Annotated in this window: 2 protein-coding genes; both read right to left on the reverse strand. The window is 63.9% G+C overall.

The features are described 5' to 3' along the window. Window positions 1-359 precede the first annotated feature (359 nt). Window positions 360-2,381, reverse strand: a complete 2,022-nt coding sequence (locus JWR89_RS23140) for a HAMP domain-containing methyl-accepting chemotaxis protein (RefSeq protein WP_299720487.1) — start codon at window positions 2,379-2,381, stop codon at window positions 360-362. Window positions 2,382-2,581: 200 nt separating this feature from the next. After that, complete coding sequence (locus JWR89_RS23145; RefSeq protein WP_299720490.1) at window positions 2,582-3,094, reverse strand: L,D-transpeptidase; 513 nt, start codon at window positions 3,092-3,094, stop codon at window positions 2,582-2,584. Window positions 3,095-3,510: the final 416 nt, after the last annotated feature.

Here is a 3,510-nt window from a genome sequence, read left to right on the forward strand (position 1 = left end):
TCCGAGTGCTGGCGCTGTTTGCGACACCCGCGGGAGTAGCAAGGCCGCGTAAAAGCAATTCTTACAGCTTGGAAGATTGCTCGGCGCACACGAGCGGAAGCGATCGCTTCGCAACGATGGATGGAGCAAGCGAATCTGATGGGGTGATGAAGTTCCGGCGTTAGGAAAAAGCAGCCGTATTCTCAGGCGTTGTTATGTGGCTCGACCGTCGGCCAAACCGTCATGGCCGGGCTTGTCCCGGCCATCCACGATGTTCTGCGAGAACGTGGATGCCCGGCACATCTCGCGCAGCCGCGCTTCGCACTTTGGCGGGCATGATGTCTGCGCTTGATTCGGCAGATTGCTTTTTTCCGTCGGGCTCAGGCCGCGCGCACCGTCGCCAGGAATCGCTCGACCTCGGTCTTCAGGTTGCCGCTCTCCAGCGACAGCGCGCGCGCCGAGGCCAGCACCTGCGCCGAGGCAGCGCCGGTGGCGTTGGCGCCGCGGTTGACCTGGCTGATCTTGTCGGCGACCTCGGCCGTGCCCTTCGCGGCTTCGCCGACATTGCGCGCAATCTCGGCGGTCGCCGCGCCCTGTTCCTCAACGGTGGCGGCGATGGTCGAGGCGATATCGGCGATGTGGGTGATGGTGGCCGCAATTTCCTTGATGGCGCCGGCGGATTCCTGAGTCGCCGCCTGCATGCCGGTGATCTGCGCGCCGATCTCATCGGTGGCTTTCGCGGTCTGCTCGGCCAGCGCTTTCACCTCGGAGGCGACTACCGCGAAGCCGCGGCCGGCCTCGCCGGCGCGCGCCGCCTCGATGGTGGCGTTGAGCGCCAGCAGGTTGGTCTGTTCGGCGATCGCGGTGATCAGCTTGACGACGTCGCCGATCCGGCTAGCTGCTTTCAGCAGCTCGCTGATGCGCGCGTCGGTTTTCTCGGCCTGCTTCACTGCCTCGGCCGCAATGCGGCTGGAATCGTGCACTTGCCGGCTGATCTCGGTGACCGAGGCGCTCATTTCCTCGGCTGCGGAGGCCACCGATTCCACATTGGCCGAGGCTTCCTCGGAGGCGGAGGCAACCATGCTCGACAATTGCTGGGTCTCGTCGGCGTTTTCGGTCAGCGTGCCGGCGGAGTGTTCAAGTTCGCGGGACGCCGCAGACACCGTGTTGACGATGCCGCCGACGGCAGTCTGGAACGCGTCGGCGAGCCGGATCATGTCGGCCTTGCGGCGGGCCGCCACCTGACCTTCCTCTTCCTTTTGCACAGTTTCCATCTGTTCGAGGCGGACCAGATTGTCGCGGAAAGTCCGCGCCGCGCGCGCGGCATCGCCGACCTCGTCGCTGCGCGTGGCATAAGGCACATCGACCGCCTTGTTGCCGTTCGCCAGTTCCATCAGTACGTCGCCGATTTTCCGGATCGGACGCGCGATGTTGAACACCGAGAAGATAGCCGAGCCGATCAGGATCAGGATTACCGGAATGCCGACGAGGAGGCCGACCGTGGAGACGCGCGACAGGTCCGCCACCAGCTCGGTCTGGCGCCTCACGGTGTACTCGTTGGCAACGGCGATCGTCTTCTCGATGTTGCTCCGCACGGCTTTGGCCGCGGGCAGCATGCGATCCGTCAGCAGCCGGATTTTCAGATCCTCGACCTTGGCCGCTTCATCCGCAGCACCCCGGTAGCGCTCGGCACTGCCAGCGAGCTCGTCGATCCTGGCTTGAATACCGGCTTCGCTGGCCGCACTGCGCGCCTTCTTCAGGGTGTCTATGATGGCCACGGTGAATTTCGGCACCAGGTCCCTTTGCGTGGTTTCCGACGTCGCCGCAAAACGCCAGCCGGCGGCGCGGGCGGCATTGAACAGCGAGCCGGCCTCGCGCAGCGCCAGTTCAATATTGGGCGAGCCCGCGAGCGCCGGCGATGCGAGCGTCGGATCCAGCGCCTGCGACCATGCAATCGACGTCTGATTGCGCTTCACGGTGGTTTCGAGCACGCTCTTCTGCAGCCCCGCCAGCTCATTGCCCAGCACGAGATAGCTGTCGATGGTCCCGCGGGTCACCTTATAGGCGTCCTTGGTGACCTGCCGCGTGGCGCGCGCCATGGCGGCGTCGGTGCGGGCGGCGGCCTCGCTCACTTGGCCGCGAAGATCTTCCAGCGACTTGTCGATCTGCGCTGTCGAGCGGGCCAGCGAAATGTCCTGGCTGGCGACTTCGGCGCGCGCCATGGCGGCGTCAGTGGATTGCGAATCCGCCTTGTTCGAGGAGTTGATGATTACCAGCCGGCTCGACTCGGAGATCGACTGGTTGCCGAGCATCTCGTTGGCCAGCATGCCGCCGACCAGAATGACGCCGATGGCGGCCGTGAGGCCGAGCTTGGTGCCGATACGGAAATGCAATTTTGGCATCGTTTCCCCCAGGTTTTGAAAGCTGTCGCTTTGGGGGCTTAAAACTGGTGCGAGTGAGATTAAGCTCCGTGCAACCAGAGGTAACATTGTTGGGCTGCGTCGCAGCGGTATTATCGGCGCCATCTAGGGTTTATTTGCGCGATAGGCCACAACCTGAAAACCGCGCGTCACGCGGCTTTCAGGTCAGAGCGTGACAGCGATCAGCGCTGGGTGACGACCACGGGGGTGCCGACCGGAACGCGGCCGAACAGGTCGGTGATGTCCTCATTGTACATCCGCACGCAGCCGTAGGAGACGAAGCCGCCGATCGAGCCGGGCCGGTTGGTGCCGTGAATGGCGTATTCGCCGCCCGCCAGCGTCATCGCCGCGACGCCCATCGGATTGGCAGGCGAACCGCCCTCGATGACGTCGGGGATGGCGGGATTGTCGCGCTTCACCTCCGCGGGCGGCGCCCAGGCCGGCTGGCGATACTTGCCGTCGATCTTGGTGACGCCGGCCCACTGCTTGCCGGCCTTGCCAACGCCGACGGGATAGCGAACCGCCTGGCCCTGATCGAGCACCAGGTAGAGCCGGCGCTCGCTGGTCTTCACGACGATGGTGCCGGGCGCATAGTCGCCATGAAAGCCGACCAGAGCGGGGCTTGCCTGCGCGGGGGCGGCTAGGACGCCGAGCGTCATCGTGGCGGCGAGCGCCACTGCAATCTTCAACGACATCAATCTCTCCAATGGGCGAACTACACTAGGCGTCGGCAATATCGACCGATTGCCTTAAGCATCCGGCACCCGGCTGCAAATCAACGGCAGCATCAAAGGGAAATCTCGCGAACAAAGTAAATGACTTGGAAACAACACCCGCGGCGAAAGCGCAGGGCGGACTTGAGAGGTAGGTGAAAATTCGGGAAAGGTGCGCTGCAGACAATGACAAAGTACAAACCACCGGCCCATCCCCGTCATTGCGAGGAGCGCAGCGACGCGGCAATCCAGAAGGCCGCACGCGCGAAAAGAGCTGGATTGCTTCGTCGCAAGCGCTCCTCGCAATGACGCCCGAGATAGCGGTGGTCAATCCCTGCCGTCGCACATGAAGGCAGGGAGACGACAACCCAATGCTCTGCCTACACCCCCGGACGCTT

This window comes from Tardiphaga sp. (assembly GCF_028290785.1).
Lineage (GTDB): Bacteria > Pseudomonadota > Alphaproteobacteria > Rhizobiales > Xanthobacteraceae > Tardiphaga.

Coding starts and splice junctions, on each gene's coding strand:
- JWR89_RS23140 (WP_299720487.1), bottom strand. CDS start 2,381: ATGCCAAAATTGCATTTCCGTATCGGCACCAAGCTCGGCCTCACGGCC.
- JWR89_RS23145 (WP_299720490.1), bottom strand. CDS start 3,094: ATGTCGTTGAAGATTGCAGTGGCGCTCGCCGCCACGATGACGCTCGGC.